Below are 20,881 nucleotides of genomic sequence, written 5' to 3'. Positions count from 1 at the left end.
GTCCGGTGGCCCTCTCTCACGTCACCGGATCCATCGCCGAAGCGCGGACCGACATCCCCTTTTTCTCCTTGGCGCGGCAGCCGCACGGCTGAGCCGCCGCCTTGTCGACCCCTGACGTGGGTGCGGAGTTCCCTCATGCCCTTTGCTCTCTACATGCTCGGCCTTGCCGTCTTCGCGCAAGGCACATCCGAGTTCATGCTCTCCGGTCTCGGCCCTGACATCGCCGCCGACCTCGACGTGTCCCTCTCGACCGCGGGCATCCTGACCTCGGCCTTCGCCGTGGGGATGATCGTCGGTGCGCCGTTGATGGCCGTCGTCGGCCGCCGGTGGCCGCGCAGGACCGCGCTGCTCGCCTTCCTTGCCGTCTTCCTGCTCGCCCATGTCGTCGGAGCGCTCACCGGCAGCTTCGCCGTGCTGCTCGCGACCCGGGTCGTCGGCGCGCTCGCCAACGCCGGGTTCCTCGCGGTGGCCCTGGTCGCCGCCGTCGGCATGGTCGAGCCGAACGCCAAGGGGCGGGCCACGTCCGTGCTGCTCGGCGGCGTCACCCTCGCCTGTGTCGCGGGCGTGCCCGGCGGCGCGCTGCTCGGGCAGTTCTGGGGGTGGCGGTCCGCCTTCTGGGCGGTGGCCCTGGTCTCGGTGCCCGCCCTCATCGCCATCCTGCGGTCCGTGCCCGCCGGTGCGCCCGACCCCGCGGGGGCCGGCGCGCGCGGGGAGCTGCGGTCGCTGCGCGCACCGCGCCTCCTGGTGACCCTGCTCCTGGGGGCGCTGGTGAACGGCGCGACCTTCTGCACGTTCACCTATCTCTCGCCCGTGATCACCAACGTCACCGGTTTCTCGCAGAGTTGGGTGCCCGCGCTGCTCGCGCTCTTCGGCGTGGGGTCGTTCATCGGGGTCACGGCCGCCGGGCGGTTCGCCGACGCGCGGCCCGTGCCGTTCCTGCTCACGGGCGCGGTGGCGCTGCTCGCCGGGTGGGTGCTGTTCGCGCTGACCGCCGGGAATCCGGTGGCGGCCGTCGTGCTCGTCCTCGTCCAGGGCGCGCTGTCCTTCGGCGTCGGCTCCGCGCTGATCACCCAGGCGCTGTACGCGGCGACCGGCGCCCCCACGCTCGCGGGCGGCTTCGCCACGGCCGCGCTGAACGTGGGCGCCGCGATCGGCCCCGTGGGCGGCGGCATCGCCCTCTCGGCGGGGCTCGGCCACCGCTCGCCGCTGTGGGTGAGCGCGCTGCTGGTGACGATGGCGCTCATGGTGGGGGCGGCGGCACTCCTGCGCAGGCGTCAGCCGCCGTCGGGGGAGTCCGGCAGCGAGAGCCGCTGCAGCAGCCCCCAGGTGAACTCCGCGACGCAGCGCCGCGGCTGACCGGCCCCGTCCGGCGCGGTGAAGGCGAGCCGCCAGCGCGTGGGCGCCGTGCCCTCCATCGGGCGGGCCGGGGCGAACGCGCGGGCGGCCTCGTCCACCGTGCACGACCAGGGGGTGAGGTCGTCCAGCGTATGGAGCGTCGGCCCCGGGGCGCCGGGCGCGCGGATCAGCCACTCGTTCCACACCGCGCCGTTCGGTGCGCGCAGGACCTCGAAGCGCAGGTCGTGCCAGAGCGGCACCGGCCACACCAGGGCCTCGCACTCCAGGTCGCCGATCCGGCGGGGCACGGTGGCCTCGGGGGCGCCGAGCACCGAGCGGTAGCGGGACACCGCGCCGCGCGAGCGGGCGGAGCGGCTCATCGCCTGCCAGCGGCGGTTGGCCTCACGCATCTGTGCGATGGAGGCGCCGAGCTCGTGGCGGGCCGCCTCCACCAGGTCCGGATTGTGGTCGGCCATGCGGCGCAACAGGACCAGCTGGAAGTCGAGAGGGGTGAACGGGCCCGATGACGCGGGGCCGTGGGCGGAGCTAGCGGACATGCGCTCCATGGTCGCGCACCACCGCGGCTCCCGGGCGGCGCCCGTCGGGAAGGAAGAGCACCGAGTTGACGTACCGGGGTCTGCGCGGTGTGAGCACCCTGCGCAGCAGCCCCTGCGACACGACGTACGACGTGTCGTTCTGGTGCGCCTCCAGGTCGAAGCCGACCAGCGGAAGCCATGTGTCGTGGGGCAGGACCCAGCCCTGGTAGCCGTGGTGCCGGGTGAGCAGATCGATGATCGGTTTGATCGGCTGGATGCGGGACTCCAGCTCGATGAAGAGGGCGGGACGGTCACGGGTGAGCAGATCGTGGGCGCCGTGCAGGACCGGCAGTTCGTTGCCGTCCACGTCGATCTTGATGAAGTCGACGTCGCGCAGGCCCAGCCCGTCCAGGGTGAGGCAGGGCACCTCGACCGCCTTGGCGTGGATGTCCCTGCGGATGAGCGAGGAGACCCCGCGGTCCCCGCGGTCGCCCTGCGGCAGCCAGAGCCTGGCCGTGCCGGGGCGGTCGGTGGCGGCGGCCTGGATCACCCGGACGTTGCCCGGCGTGGAGGTCTCAAGGAGCCTGGCCAGATGCGGGACGGGCTCCACGGTCACCACGCGGCGCGCACGCGAGGCCAGGCGGCGCGACCAGGGGCCGTACCAGCCGCCGACGTCCACCGCCGTGGAGCAGCCGCGCGGGCAGAGGTCGGAGAGGCGGGCGAGCTCCGGCTCGAAGCGGGGGTAGACGAGGCGGGCCAGGGAGGCGATCAGCCGGGCGGGGAGGTGCGGGGCGAGGCGGGCGGCCACCGTCTTGTGGGGCTTGGCGGCGGACCTTTCGGGCCCCGTCACGGGGAGATCCGCTTCAGGAGCTGCTCGTGCTCGTCCTCCGACATCTGCTCTCCCGATGAGGGCAGCAGCTGCGGTATGCCGTCGACGATCGGGTAGCGGCGGCGCAGGCGCGGGTTGTAGAGGACCTCTTGCGGCACGAGGGGTTCCGCGGGCTCCAGAAGATGCAGCGGCCCCTTGTCCAGCGGACAGGCCAGGATCTTCAGAAGCGGGTCTTCGGGGTTCATCAGCTCGTCAACTCCTTGGTCGGGGGCGTCGGTTGAGGCGGGGGTGCGTCGTGCTTGGGCATGGCGAGGAGCACGGACACCGCGAGCGCCGTGCCCGCGATCCGCAGGGCGAGCCGCAGCGGCTCCTCGGGCAGCGGCTCGCCGAACGCCAGGGTCCCGAGTACCGCGGTGAAGAGCGCGGTAACCGTCGTGCACACGGGGACTATGAGAGAGGCCCGGCAGCGCTGCAGTGCCGCCTGGGACATGACCAGGCCGAACGCGCCGGTGAACAGCAGGAGATACGGATACGGGGAGCGCAGCAGGTCCAGCAGCGCGGAGCCGAGGTCCTGCGTGGTCAGATAGCTGGACACGCCCTTGATGGCGAGCGAACTGACGCCGTAGAGGAGCCCGACGGCGACGCCGTACTCGACCCCGGTCGTCGGCAGCCGGTGGCGGTGCTTGGCCCGCCGCTCGGCCGATCCGTAGAGCAGGACCCCCGCCGCGAGCGAGGGCAGACAGACCGTGAGGACGAGCGGCACGGGCGCGCTGCGGCTCACGGTGTCGGCCTCCTCGCTCAGCGAGAGGACGACCATGAGCAGCGCGAGGAGGATGGCCCCGACGGCGTACCGCTCGCGCCCCGACGTCTGCTCCCCGAGCAGCACGGAGGAGAGCAGCAGCAGGAGCACGAGCCCGGAGACGAAGATGCCCTGCGCGGCGGCGATCGGCAGCGTTCGGTAGACGGCGAGCTGCGCGCCGAACCCGGCGGCGAGCGCGAGCGATCCGCCGATCCACAGCGGGCTGGAGATCACCTGCCGCAGCAGCCGTGCCGGACTGCGCACGCTGACGGAGGGCATCGCGGTGAGGGCACGTTTCTCCAGGACGAACCCGGTGCTGTAGAGGACGTTCGCAAGGAGGGCCGCGGCCACACCCCACCACATGCCTTACGTCCTTCGGGCGTGCAGCAGCAGGATCGACGAGGCGCTCGGCACGGCGCAGGCGAGCCGGTCCAGGGCGCGCAGCGGACGCGGTACGCCGTGGAAGGGCGCACCGGCGACCCGCACCACCTCGAAGCCGGACGCGGCGACGAACTCCCGCAGCGCGCGGGCGGTGTAGAGCCGCAGATGGCCCACGACTTCGCTCCCCGGCCGCCCGTGGATGCCGCGCAGACTGACCTCGGAGAAGACGGGCTGCACCCCGGCGAGCAGGAGCCCGCGGTTGTACCAGGCGGCGAGGTTGGGTGTGGACAGCATCAGATGCCCCCCTGGCCTGAGCACTCTGCGCAGTTCGTCGAGAGCGCTGTCGGGATCGACGAGATGCTCGATGACCTCGCTGAAGAGGACGGCGTCGGCGGAACCGTCGCCGAACGGCAGCCCTCCGTCGGTGAGTTCACCGCGCACGACGTACGGAAGGTGCGCGTGCGCCCGCTTGAGGGCGTCCTGGGACCAGTCGACGCCGACGACGCGATGCCCCGCGAGGAACGGGGCCGCTGCCGCCGCCGCGGTGCCGTCGCCGCAGCCGATGTCGAGGACGACGGAGGTGCGGGCGGTGGCGGGGCCGATGGCGTCGGCGAGCATCCGGGCCTGGCGCAGGCTGCGGGCGTCGCCGGAGGCCACGGGGACGGAGGGGTCCTCGTAGAAGTCCCGCAGGTCGCGGGGTGCGGTGCTCGTGCTGGTCCTGGTGCTGGTACTGGTCACGGCGTGGTCCCCTCCTCCGTGTGCTCCGTGGCGTGGAGGTAGTGCTCGAAGAGGTCGCGCAGATGGGCTCCGTCGCCGCTGCTGAGCAGGGACTTCGACCAGCGCAGGGCGACGTGCAGACGGCCCGCGGTGGACGCCGTGGTCACGGTCAGGCCGCGCGGCAGGCGTGCGGGGGCGGAGAACCAGACGGCGTGCGCGCGTCCCGCGTCACCGAAGTCGAGGGAGTACGGAACGCGCCCGATGTTGCTGAGCAGCGTGGTGGAGGTCCAGGGCGCGGCGGCTCTGCGCAGGCCGCGCGTGACAGCGGCCCTGAGGGTCACGGGCAGGACGGGCGAGGTCAGAAGAGCCGCACCGCGGCCGAGTTGGGGCCGGGGGAGGGCCTTGAGGGCGCGGGTGCGGTCGGCGGTGCGGCGCAGGAGTGCGCCGATGTCCTGCGGCCCCCAGTCCTCGGAGGTCAACTCGGCCGCGCTGAACGGCACTTCGACGAGCCGCGTGCCGTTGCCGATGGGCATGTCCATGTCCCGGGTCCGGTCGTCGACGGGCATGGTGATCCGGAACGGCTTCGGCCGGGCCCCGTGCTCCCGGTTCCAGTGCGCGATCATCAGCGCGGTCGCCACCATGAGCTGATCGTTCACGGTGAACGGCGCCCCCTTGGGCCGCCGCGGCACGGACAGCTCGGCGACGAGCATGCCGTTGCCGGGGGAGGGCTCAGGGGTGCCGCGCGAGACACGGGCGGGAGGAGCCCACCCGGAGGGCGCGTCGCCGACGTCCTCGGCACTCTCGGGCGCGGAGGACGAGGGCGTACGCAGCGGGGGCGCGGCGGGGGAGTTGTCCTGCCCGCCGTACAGCTCGGCGGCGGTGGCGAGGACGCGGAGGCAGGCGGGGCCGTCGAGGGCGGTGTGGTTGATGGTGAGGAAGAGGACGCTGCTGCTGGCGGGGCGCGTTTCGCTGGCGGGGCGCCCTGAACCGGAGGGGGTGCCGCTCGCGTTGCCCTCGCTGCCCGCACTGCTCGCGGCGGGTGCGCCGTCGACGGCGGGGCGCCCGGACCCGGCCGCGCCCGTCTCGCCGACTGCGGAGGCCGAGACGCCGGGAGCGAGGCCTTCGCCGGGCGGTGCGCCCGTTCCGCCCGAGCCGTTGCCCCCGCCGGAGGCGATCCCCCCGCTGTCCCCGCCGGAGGCTGCGATGACCTCCAGGCGGATCGGGGGTGAGGCCGACAGGGGCGGGGCCTCGGACAGGGAGCGGACGCGGGCCTTCTTCAGGGCGTCCCGTTCCGGGGACGGGAACGTCACCACCTCCACGTCCGGCTCCGCCGTCAGTTCCCACTCGTAGCGGCGGCGGTACCAAGGCCCGCGCGCCTCCCGCATCAGGATGCGCGGGTGGCGGCGCAGGGCCTCGTTGAACGCGGCCTTCAGGCGGGCCGGGTCCGGGGTGCCCGGCAGGTGGACCTCGATGTGTACCGTCTCCGGCTCCTCCTCCTGGAGACAGTGCCGGGCGACCTCGTCGACGACGGGGAACGGCACGCGCTCCGGGGGCCGTTCGGGTCCGTCCGCGTGACGTGCCGGGTGATCGAGTGCGGTCATCGTTCCGTGTCCTCCCCGGGGGCGGAGGGCGCCGCGGCTCCCGCGAGCCCCTCCGCCGGCCTTGGCCTGCGCCGCCTGAAGCGCGTGGTCCGCGCGGTCCGCGTGCCCGACGGCGCCGGTTCCGGCTGGGCGGACGCGGGGCCCCTGGCGGAGATGGTGGAGCTGGTGGCCGCCTGCGGCGCGCCACCGTCCTGGCCGCTGCCGGGGCCGCCCGGCTCGTTCTCCCCGCGCTTCCTGCGCGGCAGCGGCGTCGTCCCCAGATCCCGGTCGGGACCCAGCGGTTGAGGCGCCACCGGAGGAGCCGCGGGCGGCGGCTGGTGCGAAGGCGGACCCCATGGGGCGGCCTCGCCACCTCCGCCCGTGTCCCCGGATCCGTACGCTGCCGGTGCCTCCGCGGCGGTGCCCCGCACGCTCACCAGCGCAGCGAACAGAGCGATGAGCGCCAGGAGTTGGGCGGCCGGGCTGAACGCGCCCGCGTCCGACGTGGTCGGCTCACCGGCTCCCACCGCCGCCACGATCCCCGCCCCGGCCATCGCCACGAAGGCGAGCGGGACGAGCAGCGAGTGACGGCGCCACGCGAGGAGGGCGAGCGCGGGCACGAGCAGCGCGAACCAGCCCGCGATCACCGCGGCCACCAGGGTCAGCGCCACCGTGCCCAGGATCAGACCGGGCGCGGGCGGCGCCAGGTCGGGACCGTCCGGGTTCGGCTCGCGGCGCCGGATCAGGACCAGGGCGAGCAGGGCGAGAACCGCGACACCGCCGCCGATCAGGCCGATCTCGTAGATCCGGGACGGCTCGTAACTCAGCTTGACCGTGCCGCCCTCGCCCTGGGGGACCAGGAAGCCCTGCTGCCAGCCGTCGAGGCGTACGGACGACAGCTCCTTGCCGTTGAGCGTCGCCTTCCAGCCGTCGTTGATGTTCTCGTACGTAGAGAGGTAGGAGGCCGAGCCCGCGCCCACCGCGATCTCGCGCCGGTCGCCGAGCCAGTCCTTGATGTTCAGGGACCGGGACTCTTCGTCGATCGTGCCCGGCGTCCCCTGCGTCAGCGAGACGTCCATGAGGGTGAGCGGACCCGCGTCACCGGCCTCGACGGTGTGCTCGCCGGAGCCGAGGGAGACCTTCGTGTTCTCCGTGCCGCGCGAGCAGAGCGTCACCTCGATGGGCCGCCGCTCGACCAGATCCCGTACGGAACCCTTGGCGCTCGTCGCGTACAGCTTGCCGTCGACGGCGAGCTCCGGGCCCTCCCCGCAGGCGAGTTCGAACTTCTCCGAGGCCGCGGGCTGCTTCGTCCGGTACTTGTCCAGGGCCGGGACGTAGACCTCGGTGAGGCCCACCGGCAGCTGCAGGTCGTCGTCCGCCACCGGGTTGTGGACCGTCAGGGGCGCGGTCTCGGTGATCGTGACGGTCAGCTCGTCCGTGGTGATCGGCGAAAACCGGGCGTTGCCGTTCTCGTCGACGCCCGCGACCGCCGCGCCGTCCGGCGAGCTGATCTCGATCTTCTGGGGGCGCGTAGAGAGTCCGCCCGCCGCCGGAAGGACGATCTCACCGATCGGCTGCTTGCCCTTCCACTTCAGATGGACCACCGGACTGTCACCGGCGATCCAGGCCGTCGTCAGATCGCCGTCCGTGAGGTTGCGCGGCGACAGGCTGCCGCCGAGCTTCGACGTCGAGTCGGCGCTCGCGACGATCTGGTCCTTCTGCTCCGGAGCCACCTTGTAGAGCAGCTTGTCAAGATCGGACCCCGGCACGGCGACCGCGCTCGCACTCACCTCGTACTCGGCCTCGGCCGGAGTCTCGAAGCGGCGGTGCAGCCCCGCCTCGGAGTTGACCGGCGACAGCGCGCTCGGGTCCGAGGAACGGTGCATCGAGTACGTCGTCGCGTCGGCGCCCGCGGCACCCTCACGACCGGCGTCGGCCCCGGTGTCCTTGGGCATCTGGAGCAGCTTCGTCACGCGCACACCCGGCACGGTGATCTCCGAGAACCCCGCGCCCGTCAGGCCCTCGTGGCCGATCTGCGCGTCCAGGATGGTGACCTTCAGCCAGCTGGAATCACCGGCAGGGGCCTTGATGCTCTGCCGCATGCCGTTGGGCTGGAGCGCACTCGTGCGGCTGCCCTGCTCCGTCTCCACCTTCACCCGCGTCGGCGCGGCCCGCACGCCCTCCTGGGGCAGCGGGATGACCCGGATCGAGGAGGGGATCGACTCCTTGGACCGGAACTCCGCCTTGATCCAGGCGCCCTTCGGCTTTCCGGGGCTGCCCTCGGCCCACGCAGTGGCGGGGTTGCCGTCGAAGGCGTTCACGGGGTCGTACTGCGGCAGGTGGAAGAGCCAGTTGCCGTAGCTCGACGCCGTCACGGACTTCGCGCCGCGCAGCACCGCCGTCGTCTGGTGCTCGATCCCCTCGGTGGGCAGGATCTGGTGCGGCTTCTTGCCCGGCTCCTGGAGGGCCTCGCTCGCGTTGCGTTCGCCCGGTGTGTACGTGTAGGAGGTGTTGGAGTTGACCAGCCCGAAGCGCGTGTCCGCGCGGCGAAGGCCGTCACCGACCGCCTGCAGACCGGGAGTTCCGACGCCCGGGTGGTTGTCGCCCGTCAGGACGGAGGGGCGGTCGCGCATCGAGGGGTCGGCGGACAGCTGGAGCAGCGACTCGGGGCCGCCGCTCACCACGGCCGTGTTGGAGACCGGCTTGATCCCGGCCTGCCCCGGCCGCTCGGCGCCCGGGCCCGGGGCGTAGATCTCCACCGCGCGCTCGCGCGGGTAGAGGCCCTCGACCTGGAGAGGAGTGTCCTCGGGGATCGTCCCGCCGGTTTCCTTCGGACCGAAGCCGGTGACACGGTCGAAGCCCGACTCCTCCAGGGTCCGCTTCACGGTCGCGGTCGGCACGTTCCCGACCTGGTCGGGGTCGAGGTCATTGCGTACGACGACGTAGTACAGGCCCGCGCGCGTCAAGTAGTCGCGCAGACCGGGGACCGCGCCGCCCGTCGCGAGCGCCTGCTCCACCGCGTCCATCGCGCGCCGGTTGCCGGGCGTGCCGAACGGGACGTAGTCCCGCTGGGCCCAGCGCGACTCGGCGAGCACGTCGAGGGGCTGGTCGATGGGCGAGCCCCAGGTGTAGATGCCGTGCGCGGTGGCGGGCACCACGAGCGCGCGGGAGTCGGGGGAGTACTTCTTCAGCCAGTCGCCCGTCGCCTCCCAGTAGTTGGGCAGCTTCTGGAACGAACCGGGCTGGAGGATCGAGCCGTTCAGGTAGGGGAAGGCGAGCCCCGGAAGGACCAGCAGGGCGGCGATCAGCGGGGCGAACTTGCGCCCGCGCACCGGCCGCGCCCCGCGCGACTGCGCGGCCACGCCCACGAGATGCATCAGACCGAAGACCAGCGCGAGCGCGAGGCCCGTCTGGAACTTGTAGATGTTGCGGAAGGGGACGAGCCCGCCGTTCAGCCACGACTGCACGGTCTCGTGGAAGGGCGCCCCGAACGCGCCGCCGTACCCGGCGAGCGTGACAAGGACGACCGAGAGCACGGTCAGGACAAGCCAGCGCCGCTCGGGCAGGTCGCGCCGCGCGAGCCCGGCTAGGCCGAGGGCCGCGGCGAGCGCCGAGCAGACCACGACGATCACGGACGTCGCGACCGTCCACCCCGCGGGCAGCCATGCCTCGCCGAAGTGCAGGTACGCGACCCAGTTGCCGGCGCCGCGCAGCGTCTCCGTGGCCGACATCGTGCCGGTCGTGGTGGCCGAATTCTCCACGTACGGAAGGAAGTTCTCGCCGTAGATGCCGAGCATCAACAGCGGTACCACCCACCAGGCGGTGGCGAGGATGACGCCGGGCACCCACCAGGTGATCAGCTTCCGCTTGCGCGGGCCGTTCGGTCTCGACAGCAGATACAGGCCCACCGGCAGCAGGGACGCCAGCGTCGCCGCCGCGTTCACGCCGCCCATGAAGGGGATGACGAGCGCGGACCGCAGGGCGGCGGAGCGCGCGCTGATCCGGTCGTTCGTCAGCGGGAGCAGCACCCACGGCAGCAGGGCGCCGGGCAGCGCCGCCGCCGACGTCGACCCCACGACGACCGTGAACGTCGGCCACAGGGCGTACGCCACCGCGCCGATCAGCCGGCTCGAACCGCTGCCGATCCGCAGCCTCTCGGCGAGCCGCAGCGCACCCCAGAACGCGGTGGCCACGATCAGCGAGAGCCAGAGCCGCTCCGCGAGCCACACCGGCAGCTGGACGAGGTCCGCGAGGCCGTAGAACGGCAGCATCGGCCACGTATAACCGACGTACTGGTCCTGGATACCGCCGAACCCGCCCCGGTCGTGCCACAGCTGGCCCAGGTCGGAGAGGAACTGCCAGGGGTCGACGGCGACACCCAGCTTGGTGTCGAACGTCATCCGCCCCGGCTTCACGGCCAGGAAGAGGACGAAGACCACGGCCCAGAACCCGAGGAGCCAGCGCTTGGAGCGCGGGCCTCCGCCGGGTTCGGGGGCGTCAGCCGTTGGACGGACTGCCGCCGGGGGTGGGGCCTGGACCGTGGTCATGGACACCGCCTGAGGATGAGGAGGAGATTCCAGGTGGCGAACTCGCGTACACCCGGCACTTTGGTGATGCCACCGGCCAGGAACGGCCAGTAGCGGGACCGTGCGGACACGACGGACACGTCTTCCCTCGCCCGCACTTGGCGCAGGGTCGGGCCGACGTGGTGAGCGAAGAGGTTCTCGCCGAGCGTGTGTTTGGCTGTCTTGCCGGTACGCCGTTCATAGCGGGCCCGCGCGCGGGCGCCGCCGAGGTAGTGCCAGGGCGCCCACTCGTGGCCGCCCCACGGCGAGTACCAGTTGGTGAAGGAGACGTAGATCAGGCCGCCCGGCCTGGTCACCCGCACCATCTCGCTGAGGAACGTCTGCGGATCGTCCACGTGCTCGAGGACGTTGGAGGAGAAGGTGACATCGGCGACGCCGTCCGCCAGCGGGAGCAGGTACCCGTCGGCGACGACCGAACCCTCCGGCGGCTTGGCGCCCAGCTCGGCCGGGTCCGGCTCGAAGAGGAAACTCTGCGCGCCGCGCCGCCGGAACTCCTCGGTGAAGTAGCCGCCGCCACCGCCGACATCGACGACGACGCGGTCCCTGACCGGTCCATAGGCCTCGACCTGGTCGGCGGCGTCACGGGCGAGCAGGGTGTAACACCGCTCGGGCTCTTGCTGCTCGCGCAGGAAGGCCCGGAAGAGGGTGACGGAACGGCGCAGGGACGGGTCCTTCACACGGACCCCTGGGATGTCCGGTGGGTGACGATCGCCTCGGAGGCCACCGCCTGGAACTCGCGCACGGAATTGGCCCACCGGTAACTGGTGGCCCGCTCACCGGCGGCCTTGCCGAACGCCCTACGGCGCTCGGAGCTCAGCGCCAGGGTGCACCAGGCGGCGGCGAAGGAACTCTCGCCCCGGGCGAGCAGCCCGGTCACGCCGTCCTCGATGGAGTCACGCACACCCGGTACGTCGAAGCCGATCGCCGGTGTCGAGCGGGTGGCCGCCTCGGTGATGACCAGGCCCCAGCCCTCCACGGCGGAGGGATGAAGCAGCATCCACGCCTCGCAGAGCAGCCGGTGCTTCTCGGCCTCGGAGACATGGCCCTTGAACTCCACGCCGGGACCCGCGAGTTGTTGCAGGCGCTGGCGCTCGGGCCCGTCGCCCACGATCACCAGACGTCCTCCGGTGACGGGTCTGACGCGCTCCCAGAGGCGAAGGAGCAGATCGATGCGCTTGTACTCGACGAGCCGTCCCATCGCCAGGAACAAGGGCTCGTCCGAGCGGGGATGGAGCGGGCCCGGCTCCTCGACCCCGTTGTGGACTATGCGTATTCGCTCACGCTCGACGCCTATCGCGCGCAGCGCGGTGGCCGTCGACGGCGAGACGGCCACCAGGAGATTGCCGCGCTGGGCACCGGAGAGCGACCAGTGTTCGAGTCTTCGGCCGAGCCGGGCCGCGGGGGCGAGCGCGCCCTGGAAGCGCATCCCCCACAGGTCGGTGTGGACGTGGTTGACCAGGCACAGCGTGGGCCCGCGGTGCCACAGCGGCGCCAGGTACGGCATGCCGTTGCAGACCTCGACCAGCAGATCGCAGTCGCCGACCTGCCGGGTGAAGGCGGAGCGCGAGCGCAGATAGTGCCCGAGGTCCCCGCCGGCCGACACGACGCGGTAGTCGCGGAAGGCGGCCGGTCCCCCGCACAGGAGGGTGACCTCATGGCCGAGCTTGCTCAGCCCGTCGGCCAGCCGGTCGACGAGCAGTTCGGATCCGCCCGCGGCCGGGTTTCCGAGGTCGCGCCGGGCGAGAAAAACGATCCGGCTCGGCTGCGGGGGAGGTGCCGGGAGCCGTTGCGCGACCCGGGGGGCGGCGTCGCGCAGCGGAGAAGGCACGTGCTGGGGCATGCGTGCTCCAACTCGTCAGGGTGCGGAACCGTGAGGTCGCTATGGGGGGTTGCACCGTTCGGGGGTCGCTTGCGGAGGTGCTGTGCTCGGACTGTGCGAGGGCGGTGCGGGGGCGGTGCGGGGACTGTGCTCGGGGTGGGGTGGTTAGTTTTCGCCGCCGTGTTCGGCGCGGCTACTCACCGAAGTGACAACTTTCGGGGTTTCAACTGCTGACGTCTCATCACATCGTGGTGGGTTGCAGGGCGGTTGGTGACGTATCGCTATTCGGACCGCTCGGCTCCGCCGCGGAACCCGGCCCTCCGGGCCCTTGTGCCCCACTGTCGGAACGCCGTCCGCGCAGGACGAGAACGCCTCCCGCGATCGCGAGCAGCGCACCCAGCACACCCGTCCCGACCGGCAGCGTCTCGCCCAGGAGCTTCAGCCGGCTGCTGTCGTCGTCCGCGAGCTCGACCTGCGCCTTCTGGGTCTTCTCGGTGAACGCGATGCGCTTGCTCTCAAGCAGCACCGTCGCGTCCTTGTCCGAGCCGGGCGCGCGCAGCGTCTTGCGGGGGCCGATCGCCGCGTAGATGATCCGGCCGGTGCGCTTGTCGGCGACCAGCTCGACGCCGTGGTTGGAGTACCACTCCTCGGCGAGCACGTTGCTGCGCTTGGGCTGCCCCACCAGGCGGCCCGGCACGAGGCGGGTCCCGGTCTTGGCGGGCTTCACCTTGGCGGTGAAGCGGTAGCCCTCGTAGCCCTGGATCTTCTTCGTGCCCCGGAAGGTCAGCGGAACGGTCGCGCCGAGGGTGTTGTCCCACCAGACGTAGGAACGCCGTTCCACGTCGAAGGGGAACTTGAGGTAGGCCTCGCCCTCGAAGTACGGCTTCTCGTCGCAGCAGTGCACCGGCTTGTTGGTCTCGCGGTCGGTGACCCAGCGCTCCTGCGTGAACTGGAGCGAATCGTGCGGGTCCGAGGCCGGCAGGGACTTGTCCGGATCGACGGACGTGACCACGTCCCAGACGGCGTGCTCGCTGGTGCTGTCGTCGACGTCACCGCGCACCTGGCGCGTGACCGTGAGGTTCTTGCCGTGCACCGTCTTGATCTTCTCGGTGTCGAAATAGCTCCCTTTGCCCTTGAACACGGTGGTCGTGTCGATGTCGACAGGCGTGCGTTTCGCCCGTGGCTCGACGTACCACGCGAGCATCGGAGCCAGGACGAGCAGAAAAACGCCGAGTCCGAGGAGGATCAGCGAGAGGGGCGAGGCTGTGCGGCGCATCCGGCACTCCTGGGGGCGGGTGAGAAGTGTTACCGAGCCGTAGGGGCCGGAACGCTAGGCGGACCCTTGACGAAGTGTCAATGCGTTGATGAAACTGTGCACCTGCCGGGTGGGGCCGGTGAGGGACTGTGCGCACGACATCCGCGCGACCTGGGTGGGGACGACCTCCAGCAGAGAGGCTGACCCTGACATGCACCGATTGCTCGCCGCCGGTCTGACCGTCGTAGCCGCCGCGGCACTCGCCGTGGCCGCCGCGTTCGGCGTCGTCGCGCTCCTGAACGCGACCCCGGAACAACCCAACACCCCCCTCGTGCATTACGAGACTGCCCCGCGGGGACAGTGAGTGGCCGTGCCCGTGACCGAGAGCCAGGGGTCGCTTTCCGTCCGCTCGGCCTGGCGCGACGTACCGCCCATGCAAGTGCGCCGGTTCGCCGCGCTCGCCCTGGACGAGGTGCCCGCCCTGGCGCAGGACATCCTGCGGCAGATCCGCTCGGAGTACCCCGGCCTGCCCGTCGTCCTCGACGACTCGGGCGAACCCATGGCGCTCATCGGCATACGCCGCGCCCTGGAGGGCTTCGTCCAGCAGATCGCGGCCGCCGAGGGCGGGCGCCCGTGCTACCCCCTTGAGGTCTTCCAGGAGTTCGGCAGGGGAGAGGGGCTGCACGGCCGCAGCCTCGACTCGCTCCAGGCGATCTACCGCCTCGGCGTACGGCTCGCCTGGCGCCGCCTGGCCGAGATCGGCCAGCAGATCGAGATCCCGCCACCGGCCATGTACGAACTCGCCGAGTCCGGCTTCGAGTACCTGGACGGCCTGGTCGACCAGTCCGTCCGCGGATACGCCGAGGCGGCGGCCCGGCAGGCCGGTGAACGGCTGCGCCTGCAGCGGAAGTTGATGGAACTGCTGCTCTCCGAACGCCGCGGGGAGTCCGGGGCGGGAGCACCGGCGGATTCCGGTTCCGGTTCCGGTTCGGGTTCCGGCTCCGGTTCGCACTCCGGGTCCCGGCAGCCCGGCGCCCGCAGCGCCCTCGACGAACGGGCTGCCCGCGTCGGCTGGCAGCTGCCCGAGCGGGTCGCCGTCGGCGTGCTCCTTCGCCCCGCGCGGGAAGCCGTGGCGCCCGCCGTCGGCCAGGGCGTCCTGCTCGACATGGAGACCGAACAGCCCCGCATGGTCGTCCCCGACCCGGACGCCGCCGGGCGCCCCGAACTCCTGCGGCGCGCCATGGCGGGCTGGTCCGGCGCGATCGGCCCGCCCGTACCGCTCGCCGACGCCGCGAAGTCGCTGCGCTGGGCGGAGGCCGCCGTCCGCCTGATGGAACGCGGCCTTCTCCCCTCCGGCGAGGTCCTGCACTGCACGGAGCACACCGAAGCCCTGGTCCTGCTCCAGCCCGAGGAGCTCATCGAGGACTTGGCCCGCCGCTGCCTCGCCCCGCTCGCGCACTGCGGACCGGCGCACGGCCGCCGCCTCGCCGAGACTCTGCTCGCCTGGCTGGAGACGCGGGGCGGAGCGCCGGAGGTCGCGGCCCGCCTCGGGGTGCACCCGCAGACGGTGCGCTACCGCCTGCGGCAGATCAGGGAGCTGTGGGGCGACGAGGTCGACGACCCGGACCGCCGCTTCGAGCTGGAACTGGTGCTCAGGGCGAGGCGGTTGCGAGGGGAGCTCGGACGGGTGAGCTGAGCGCCGACGTTCGGACAGCCGTACGGGTAGCCTGCCGCAATGGACATAGCGGTACGCGCGCAGGCAGCACTCGGTGAGGGTCCCACCTGGGATGCCGCCGCCCAGCGGCTCATCTGGGTCGACATCCTGAGCTCACGCGTCCACACGTACGACCCGTCGACCGGGCACCGCTCGGTCCTGGCCACCGAGCAGCACGTCGGCGCCGCGAAGCCGCGCGCGGGCGGCGGCCTGGTGGTGAACCTGCGGGACGGCGTGGGCCTCTACGACTCCGTGGCCGACGGCGGCGCCTTCCGCTGGCTGCACCGCGCGGTCGTACCGGGCCGCAGGGGCAACGACGCGGCGGTCGCGCCCGACGGTGCGCTCTGGGCGGGCACGATGCGCTACGACGAGGGAGTGGGCGGCGGCAACCTGATCCGGCTGACCGGCGACGGCACCGCGACCGAGGTCTACGACGACGTGTCCGTCAGCAACGGCGTGGGGTGGAGCCCCGACGGGCGCTCCATGTACTACATCGACACCCCGACCCGGCGCATCGACGTACTGGAACCGGGTGACGGCCAACTCCCGGTCTCCAGGCGCCCCTTGGTGACGATCGAGGACGGCGCCGGATACCCCGACGGCCTCACCGTCGACGCCGACGGCTGCGTCTGGGTCGCCCTGTGGGACGGCGCCGCCGTCCGCCGCTACACCCCCTCCGGCGCCCTGGACCGGGTGATCGAACTCCCGGTGGTCCGCCCGACCGCGTGTGCCTTCGGCGGCGCCGGTCTGCGCGACCTCTACATCACCTCCGCTTCCACGGGACTTGAGGCGCCGCACCCTCTGTCCGGCTCCGTGCTCGTGGTGCCGGACGCCGGGCAGGGCATGGAACAGGCGGCGTTCGCCGGTTAGGGCAGCCGTCGAGGCCTCGTGCCGGGCGTTGAGGCCTCGTGCCGGGCGTGGAACAGGCGGTTTGCCCCATAGGGGAAGCCGACGCGGCTGGAACACTCGATTCCGCACACAACCTTCACGGCAGCGGCTTCCTCTGTTCCCCGCGGCTCACTTAGCCTCCATGCCTCATGGACTACTGCCACCCGTGCCACAGGCACCTCAACGGCGCCCTGGCCTGCCCGGGGTGCGGAACCCCGGCCGAAGCCTGCCGTGAGTACGCGGAGGCGGTCGCCGCACAGGACGAGCCGGAGGGTGCCGAGCGGGAGCACGACGACGTGGCGCCGCGTGGCAGGGGCCGCCGCCGGGAGCGTGGCCGCCGGGCCCACCGGCGCAGACGCCGCAAGGTCCTGCTGATCACCGCGGGGCTCGCGCTCGCGGCCGGTGGCCTGAGCCTGGCCGAGCTCGGCATCGAGGGCCCCTCGGACGAACCGACTGCTGCGTCGTCGCCGGACGGGGGAGCGGGCGGCTCAGCGTCACGGAAGCCCACCGGCCCGGACAGCGCCCCGGTGACGGGCGCCGAGTCCACCGCGGCCACGTCGGCGGCGCCTTCGGCATCGGCGTCAGAGTCCGCGAAGGACAAGGCGGCCAAGGAGGCGAAGAAGGCCAAGGACGCCGAGAAGGCGGACGCGGACGCTGCCGACAAGGACCCCGATTCCGCGGCCCCGGCCACGACCTCGGCGCCGGACACTCCGGACAGTCCGGATGCTCCGGACAACCCCGGGACCACTCGCCCCACGCCCCCGCCGAGCACGCAGCAGCCGGATCCGACGCCTGAGCCGGAGCCGTCGGAGACGTGCGACCGCTTCCTGTGGTGGTGCACCTAGCCGTCGTCGGCCGGTGGGGCCAGGGCCGGAGGGGTCAGGGCCGGAGGGGCCAGGGTCAGCCTGCGTCCTCGCCGATCATCCTGCGCAGCAGCCCGCGCAGCGAGAGCCGCTCCTCGCGGGAGAGCTCGGCCAGCGGTTCGCGCGCGAAGTCCAGCGAATCGCGCAGGCTGCGGGCGACCGTCAGGCCCTCATCGGTCGGCGCCGCGAGCTTCACCCGGCGGTCGGCCGGGTCGGGCCGCCGCTCGACGAGCCCGCGCGACTCCAGGCGGTCGATGATCCCCGTGATGTTCGACGGCTCACACTTCAGTTTCTGCGCTATGCGCCGCATGGGCAGCGGCTCCAGGGAGAGCAGCCCCAGGACGCGGGCCTGCGCACCCGTGAGGGCGTGCTTGCCCGCCGCGGCGTCGTACTCCTCGTAGTAACGCGCGACGACCGTGCCGATGAGCTCGACGACTTCGAGCGTCAGGGGATCGGTGCGCGGGGTGCGGGAGCTGGTGGTGGCCATGCGTTCCAGGCTACCCCGATACTTGACATCATGAAATATGTAGGAGCATGGTTGTTTCACAACATGAAGCATTTTCGACTCAGCCGCCCGCTGGAAACAGCGGCCTGAAGCAGCAGGAGGACGACCGCATGTCCGTCACCCCCGAGGCCCCCGGGTCCCAGCAGCTCCCCGCCGTCAGCCGCGAATGGCACCTCGTGCGCCGCCCGCACGGCTGGCCGGTCCCGGAGGACTTCGCGCTGCGCGAGGCTCCGGTCGCCGCTCCGGCCGACGGCCAGGTCCTGGTCCGCAACCTGCACTTCTCCGTGGACCCGTACATGCGCGGCCGGATGAACGACGTGAAGTCGTACACCCCGCCCTTCCAGCTCGACCAGCCCATGCAGGGCGGTGCGGTCGGCGAGGTCATCGCCTCGAACGCCGAGGGCCTCGCGGTGGGCGACCACGTCCTGCACTTCGGCGGCTGGCGCGAGTACGCGACCCTCCCCGCCAAGCACGCCACCAAGGTGGACGGCAACGCCGCGCCGCTCTCGGCGTACCTCGGCGTGCTCGGCATGACGGGTCTGACGGCGTACGCGGGCCTCTTCGAGGTCGCCTCCTTCAAGGAGGGCGACGCGGTCTTCGTCTCCGGCGCCGCGGGTGCCGTCGGCGCCCAGGTCGGCCAGATGGCCAGGCTCAAGGGTGCGTCGCGCGTCATCGGCTCGGCGGGCTCGGACGAGAAGGTCAAGCTGCTCGTCGAGGAGTACGGCTTCGACGCCGCGTTCAACTACAAGGACCCGCGCCCGGTCGTGGAGCAGCTGAAGGAGGCGGCCCCCGACGGCATCGACGTCTACTTCGACAACGTGGGCGGCGAGCACCTCGAAGCCGCCATCAGCCGCATGAACGTGCACGGCCGCGCCACCATCTGCGGCATGATCGCGGCCTACAACGACACCGAGCCGACGCCGGGCCCGCGCAACATGGCCATGATCATCGGCAAGCGCCTGCGCCTCCAGGGCGTGCTCGTCGGGGACCACGAGGCGCTTCAGCCGCAGTTCGTGGCCGAGGTCGGCGCGTGGATCCGCTCCGGTGAGCTCAAGTACAACGAGACGTTCGTCGAGGGCGTCGAGAACGGCGTCGAGGCGTTCCTCGGCATGCTGCGCGGCGAGAACACGGGAAAGATGATCGTTTCCCTGGTCTGAGGCGCGGGCATACGAGGCTCAGCGCCGGATGGTTTTCCGGCATCCGATAAAGTGATTCCACATTGTCGCGACTGTGGGCGCGCATCGCGGAACATCTCAGGAGGAACCGGCACTTATGTCCATCCAGCAGATCGACGTCAAGTACACCGCCGTCGCCACCGCCGAGAACGGCCGTGACGGCCGCGTCGCCACCGATGACGGCAAGCTCGACGTCGTCGTCAACCCGCCGAAGGAGATGGGCGGCAGCGGCGCCGGCACCAACCCCGAGCAGCTCTTCGCGGCCGGCTACAGCGCCTGCTTCCAGGGTGCGCTCGGCGTGGTCGCCCGCAAGGAGAACGCCGACATCTCCGGCTCGACCGTCACCGCCAAGGTCGGCATAGGCCAGACCGAGGCCGGCGGCTTCGGCCTGGAGGTCGCGATCACCGCCTCCATCCCGAACGTGGACGCGGCCACCGCGCAGGCCCTGATCGAGAAGGCGCACCAGGTGTGCCCGTACTCGAGCGCCACGCGCGGCAACATCAAGGTGGAGCTCGCGGTCGCCTGACCAGCGCGTTCGCGTACGTGAGGGAGGGCCGCACCCCGGAAAGGGGTGCGGCCCTTTGGCACGTGGTCCGGCCGCTCAGCGGCTCACGGCGGCCGTGTGGATGGCCGTGTGGACGGCCCGCACGAGAGGCTCGTCCTCCGGGGGCGGACCGACGGGGAAGGGGAACCGGCGCCGCGTATAGCCGTAGGCGAGTCCGCTGCGCGGATCGGCGAACGCCTGCGAGCCGCCCACGCCCTTGTGCCCGATGGACCCCGCGCCGAGGAACGGATACCCGGCTTCGGCGGTGCTCTGGAACCCCACCCCGAACGACTTGTGGGCCTGCGTCACCAGGTCGTACCCGTTGGAATGGATCTGCCCGAACTCGGCCACGGTGTCCGCCTTCAGGAGCGGCTCCCGCCCGTCGAGGCCGCTGACCGCCGCCGCGTACATCCCGGCGAGTCCGCGCGCGGAGGCGACACCGCCGACGGAGGCGGGCCCCTTGGCGCGCACCAGGCGGGAGTTGGGGACCGCCTGGAGGTCGGTGGGGTGTGCGCCGTTGCGGTTGAAGGCGATGGAGTTCAGGGTGTGCGGCTGCGGCGGCTGCGCGTCGAGGAAGGCCTGCTCCGTGGCGGACGGGATCATCGGCAGTACGGAGCGGAAGCGGGGTTCGAGCGCTTCGGGGAGCCCGAGGTGGAAGTCGAGACCGTACGGGGCGCGGACCCGCTCCTCGTACACCTCCTGCAGTGTCTGCCCGGTGGCCCGGAACACGACCTCACCGGCCAGCGCGCCGATGGAGAACGCGTGGTAGCCGAAGGCGGTGCCGGGGCGCCAGTAGGGCCGCTGGGCCGCGAGGCGGGCGGCGATGGCGCGGTCGTCCGCGACCTCCTCGGGGCTGAAGCCGCTGTCGGCGCCGACGATGCCCGCGCGGTGCGAGAGGAGCTCCCGGAGGGTGATGCGTCCCTTGCCCTCGGCGGCGAACTCCGGCCAGTAGTGGGCCACTTCGCGATCCAGGTCCAGGGTGCCGTCCTGGACGAGCAGGGCCATGACGAGGTGGGCCGCGCCCTTCGTGGACGAGTACACCCCGAAGAGGGTGGAGCCGTCGGTGTCCGGCCCCACCCACAGGTCGACGACCTGCTTTCCCCTTACGTAAGCGGCGAGTTGAGCGGCATGATCGGGCTTCTCCCCGGCGAGCAGGGCGGTGAACGCGTCCCGCACGGTTTCGTAGCCGGCTGCGGTGGTGCCTTGGATCTTGATCTCACGTGTCATGCGTTCTTCATCCCCAACCCCGCCCCTTCCCGAAAACTCGCTCGGCGCGAGGGCCTGACTGGGGCTCCGCCCCAGACCCCGCTCCTCAAACGCCGGAGGGGCTGAATTTTCAGCCCCTCCGGCGTTTG

19 protein-coding genes are annotated in these 20,881 nt (G+C 72.0%); 7 read left to right on the top strand and 12 right to left on the bottom strand.

What is annotated here, in order from left to right:
- Positions 1-135 precede the first annotated feature (135 nt).
- On the top strand, positions 136-1,356 hold the full coding sequence (locus ABZ833_RS39780) for a Cmx/CmrA family chloramphenicol efflux MFS transporter (protein WP_361057834.1): 1,221 nt from the start codon (positions 136-138) through the stop codon (positions 1,354-1,356).
- Here ABZ833_RS39780 and ABZ833_RS39775 read toward each other — a convergent pair.
- From ABZ833_RS39775 to ABZ833_RS39730, 10 genes are all read right to left on the bottom strand, one after another.
- Positions 1,275-1,901, bottom strand: coding sequence for a hypothetical protein (locus ABZ833_RS39775; protein ID WP_361057832.1), 627 nt, complete (start codon positions 1,899-1,901; stop codon positions 1,275-1,277). The genes ABZ833_RS39780 and ABZ833_RS39775 overlap by 82 nt on opposite strands.
- Positions 1,882-2,721, bottom strand: coding sequence for an FkbM family methyltransferase (locus ABZ833_RS39770; protein WP_361057830.1), 840 nt, complete (start codon positions 2,719-2,721; stop codon positions 1,882-1,884). Before ABZ833_RS39770 ends, ABZ833_RS39775 begins: the two co-directional genes overlap by 20 nt.
- Complete coding sequence (locus ABZ833_RS39765; RefSeq protein WP_249590093.1) at positions 2,718-2,945, bottom strand: Trm112 family protein; 228 nt, start codon at positions 2,943-2,945, stop codon at positions 2,718-2,720. Before ABZ833_RS39765 ends, ABZ833_RS39770 begins: the two co-directional genes overlap by 4 nt.
- Positions 2,945-3,850 (bottom strand): hypothetical protein, encoded by a 906-nt coding sequence (locus ABZ833_RS39760; protein ID WP_361058022.1) that lies wholly within the window; start codon positions 3,848-3,850, stop codon positions 2,945-2,947. Before ABZ833_RS39760 ends, ABZ833_RS39765 begins: the two co-directional genes overlap by 1 nt.
- Before the next feature lie 15 nt (positions 3,851-3,865).
- Positions 3,866-4,618 (bottom strand): class I SAM-dependent methyltransferase, encoded by a 753-nt coding sequence (locus ABZ833_RS39755; RefSeq protein ID WP_361057828.1) that lies wholly within the window; start codon positions 4,616-4,618, stop codon positions 3,866-3,868.
- The gene (locus tag ABZ833_RS39750; RefSeq protein WP_361057826.1) at positions 4,615-6,198 is read right to left on the bottom strand and encodes a condensation protein; all 1,584 of its coding nucleotides are present in this window, start codon (positions 6,196-6,198) and stop codon (positions 4,615-4,617) included. The genes ABZ833_RS39755 and ABZ833_RS39750 overlap by 4 nt, the downstream gene beginning before the upstream one ends.
- Positions 6,195-10,724 (bottom strand): DUF3367 domain-containing protein, encoded by a 4,530-nt coding sequence (locus ABZ833_RS39745; RefSeq protein WP_361057824.1) that lies wholly within the window; start codon positions 10,722-10,724, stop codon positions 6,195-6,197. The genes ABZ833_RS39750 and ABZ833_RS39745 overlap by 4 nt, the downstream gene beginning before the upstream one ends.
- Positions 10,721-11,440 (bottom strand): class I SAM-dependent methyltransferase, encoded by a 720-nt coding sequence (locus ABZ833_RS39740; protein WP_361057822.1) that lies wholly within the window; start codon positions 11,438-11,440, stop codon positions 10,721-10,723. Before ABZ833_RS39740 ends, ABZ833_RS39745 begins: the two co-directional genes overlap by 4 nt.
- Entirely contained in the window at positions 11,437-12,603 is a 1,167-nt protein-coding gene (locus tag ABZ833_RS39735) for a glycosyltransferase family 4 protein (protein WP_361057821.1), read from the bottom strand. The genes ABZ833_RS39740 and ABZ833_RS39735 overlap by 4 nt, the downstream gene beginning before the upstream one ends.
- 220 nt (positions 12,604-12,823) lie before the next feature.
- Entirely contained in the window at positions 12,824-13,858 is a 1,035-nt protein-coding gene (locus tag ABZ833_RS39730; RefSeq protein ID WP_361057819.1) for a DUF3068 domain-containing protein, read from the bottom strand.
- Positions 13,859-14,048: 190 nt separating this feature from the next.
- On the opposite strand from ABZ833_RS39730, the gene ABZ833_RS39725 reads away from it, so the two are divergent.
- From ABZ833_RS39725 to ABZ833_RS39710, 4 genes are all read left to right on the top strand, one after another.
- The gene (locus tag ABZ833_RS39725) at positions 14,049-14,201 is read left to right on the top strand and encodes a hypothetical protein (protein ID WP_249590098.1); all 153 of its coding nucleotides are present in this window, start codon (positions 14,049-14,051) and stop codon (positions 14,199-14,201) included.
- Between the two features lie 12 nt (positions 14,202-14,213).
- Positions 14,214-15,533 carry a helix-turn-helix domain-containing protein gene (locus ABZ833_RS39720; protein WP_361058020.1) on the top strand — a complete coding sequence of 440 codons (1,320 nt, stop codon included), beginning with the start codon at positions 14,214-14,216 and terminating at the stop codon, positions 15,531-15,533.
- Positions 15,534-15,572: 39 nt separating this feature from the next.
- Complete coding sequence (locus ABZ833_RS39715; RefSeq protein WP_361057816.1) at positions 15,573-16,421, top strand: SMP-30/gluconolactonase/LRE family protein; 849 nt, start codon at positions 15,573-15,575, stop codon at positions 16,419-16,421.
- A gap of 167 nt (positions 16,422-16,588) precedes the next feature.
- Positions 16,589-17,284, top strand: coding sequence for a hypothetical protein (locus tag ABZ833_RS39710; protein WP_361057814.1), 696 nt, complete (start codon positions 16,589-16,591; stop codon positions 17,282-17,284).
- Positions 17,285-17,339: 55 nt separating this feature from the next.
- Here ABZ833_RS39710 and ABZ833_RS39705 read toward each other — a convergent pair whose 3' ends face one another.
- Positions 17,340-17,789, bottom strand: coding sequence for a MarR family transcriptional regulator (locus ABZ833_RS39705; protein ID WP_249590101.1), 450 nt, complete (start codon positions 17,787-17,789; stop codon positions 17,340-17,342).
- A gap of 128 nt (positions 17,790-17,917) precedes the next feature.
- On the opposite strand from ABZ833_RS39705, the gene ABZ833_RS39700 reads away from it, so the two are divergent.
- Positions 17,918-18,964, top strand: a complete 1,047-nt coding sequence (locus ABZ833_RS39700) for an NADP-dependent oxidoreductase (RefSeq protein ID WP_361057812.1) — start codon at positions 17,918-17,920, stop codon at positions 18,962-18,964.
- Between the two features lie 115 nt (positions 18,965-19,079).
- A complete protein-coding gene (locus tag ABZ833_RS39695) occupies positions 19,080-19,508 on the top strand; it encodes an organic hydroperoxide resistance protein (RefSeq protein ID WP_361057810.1) in 429 nt (142 codons plus the stop codon).
- A gap of 75 nt (positions 19,509-19,583) precedes the next feature.
- Here ABZ833_RS39695 and ABZ833_RS39690 read toward each other — a convergent pair whose 3' ends face one another.
- Positions 19,584-20,753, bottom strand: a complete 1,170-nt coding sequence (locus tag ABZ833_RS39690; RefSeq protein ID WP_361057808.1) for a serine hydrolase domain-containing protein — start codon at positions 20,751-20,753, stop codon at positions 19,584-19,586.
- Positions 20,754-20,881: the final 128 nt, after the last annotated feature.

Origin of the sequence: Streptomyces sp. NPDC047525 (genome assembly GCF_040643025.1) — a bacterium.
GTDB classification, from domain to species: Bacteria; Actinomycetota; Actinomycetes; order Streptomycetales; family Streptomycetaceae; genus Streptomyces; species Streptomyces durmitorensis.
This window is presented reverse-complemented; position numbering and strand designations above follow the sequence as displayed.

Excerpts from the sequence above, each read along its gene's own strand:
- ABZ833_RS39780 (WP_361057834.1), top strand. The coding sequence starts at position 136 with ATGCCCTTTGCTCTCTACATGCTCGGCCTTGCCGTCTTCGCGCAAGGC.
- ABZ833_RS39775 (WP_361057832.1), bottom strand. The coding sequence starts at position 1,901 with ATGGAGCGCATGTCCGCTAGCTCCGCCCACGGCCCCGCGTCATCGGGC.
- ABZ833_RS39765 (WP_249590093.1), bottom strand. The coding sequence starts at position 2,945 with ATGAACCCCGAAGACCCGCTTCTGAAGATCCTGGCCTGTCCGCTGGAC.
- ABZ833_RS39750 (WP_361057826.1), bottom strand. The coding sequence starts at position 6,198 with ATGACCGCACTCGATCACCCGGCACGTCACGCGGACGGACCCGAACGG.
- ABZ833_RS39745 (WP_361057824.1), bottom strand. The coding sequence starts at position 10,724 with ATGACCACGGTCCAGGCCCCACCCCCGGCGGCAGTCCGTCCAACGGCT.
- ABZ833_RS39735 (WP_361057821.1), bottom strand. The coding sequence starts at position 12,603 with ATGCCCCAGCACGTGCCTTCTCCGCTGCGCGACGCCGCCCCCCGGGTC.
- ABZ833_RS39730 (WP_361057819.1), bottom strand. The coding sequence starts at position 13,858 with ATGCGCCGCACAGCCTCGCCCCTCTCGCTGATCCTCCTCGGACTCGGC.
- ABZ833_RS39725 (WP_249590098.1), top strand. The coding sequence starts at position 14,049 with ATGCACCGATTGCTCGCCGCCGGTCTGACCGTCGTAGCCGCCGCGGCA.
- ABZ833_RS39715 (WP_361057816.1), top strand. The coding sequence starts at position 15,573 with ATGGACATAGCGGTACGCGCGCAGGCAGCACTCGGTGAGGGTCCCACC.
- ABZ833_RS39710 (WP_361057814.1), top strand. The coding sequence starts at position 16,589 with ATGGACTACTGCCACCCGTGCCACAGGCACCTCAACGGCGCCCTGGCC.
- ABZ833_RS39705 (WP_249590101.1), bottom strand. The coding sequence starts at position 17,789 with ATGGCCACCACCAGCTCCCGCACCCCGCGCACCGATCCCCTGACGCTC.
- ABZ833_RS39700 (WP_361057812.1), top strand. The coding sequence starts at position 17,918 with ATGTCCGTCACCCCCGAGGCCCCCGGGTCCCAGCAGCTCCCCGCCGTC.
- ABZ833_RS39695 (WP_361057810.1), top strand. The coding sequence starts at position 19,080 with ATGTCCATCCAGCAGATCGACGTCAAGTACACCGCCGTCGCCACCGCC.
- ABZ833_RS39690 (WP_361057808.1), bottom strand. The coding sequence starts at position 20,753 with ATGACACGTGAGATCAAGATCCAAGGCACCACCGCAGCCGGCTACGAA.